The organism is Shewanella sp. Isolate7 (assembly GCF_022398425.1).
Classification (GTDB): domain Bacteria; phylum Pseudomonadota; class Gammaproteobacteria; order Enterobacterales; family Shewanellaceae; genus Shewanella.
On sequence record NZ_JAKEVJ010000188.1, the window covers coordinates 1 to 755 of the forward strand.

Here is a 755-nt window from a genome sequence, read left to right on the forward strand (position 1 = left end):
GTCCAGGCCACGCTGACTATGTTAAAAACATGATCACAGGTGCTGCACAGATGGACGGCGCGATCCTAGTAGTTGCTGCTACTGACGGTCCTATGCCTCAAACACGTGAGCACATCCTACTTTCTCGTCAGGTTGGTGTACCTTACATCATCGTGTTCATGAACAAATGTGACATGGTTGACGACGAAGAGCTACTAGAGCTAGTAGAGATGGAAGTTCGTGAACTTCTTTCTGAGTATGACTTCCCAGGTGATGACCTACCTCTAATCCAAGGTTCTGCGCTTAAAGCGTTAGAAGGTGAGAAAGAGTGGGAAGACAAAATCGTTGAGCTTGCAGAAGCACTAGATTCTTACATCCCAGAGCCAGAGCGTGACATCGATAAGCCATTCATCATGCCTATCGAAGACGTATTCTCAATCCAGGGTCGTGGTACAGTAGTAACWGGCCGTGTAGAAGCTGGTATCATCAACGTGAAYGACGAAGTWGAAATCGTAGGTATTAAAGAAACTACGAAGACAACTTGTACRGGTGTTGAGATGTTCCGTAAGCTTCTAGACGAAGGTCGTGCGGGTGAGAACATCGGTGCACTWCTACGTGGTACTAAGCGTGAWGAMGTTGAGCGTGGTCAAGTACTAGCTAAGCCTGGTTCAATCACTCCACACACRAARTTCACTTCAGAAGTATACGTACTTTCTAAAGATGAAGGTGGTCGTCACACTCCATTCTTCAAAGGTTACCGTCCACAGTTCTACTTC

Annotated in this window: 1 protein-coding gene; it reads left to right on the top strand. The window is 46.5% G+C overall.

What is annotated here, in order from left to right; all coding sequences use genetic code 11:
• The coding region (locus L1D47_RS20930; RefSeq protein WP_239886640.1) for an elongation factor Tu at positions 1-755 on the top strand (755 nt) is incomplete at both ends.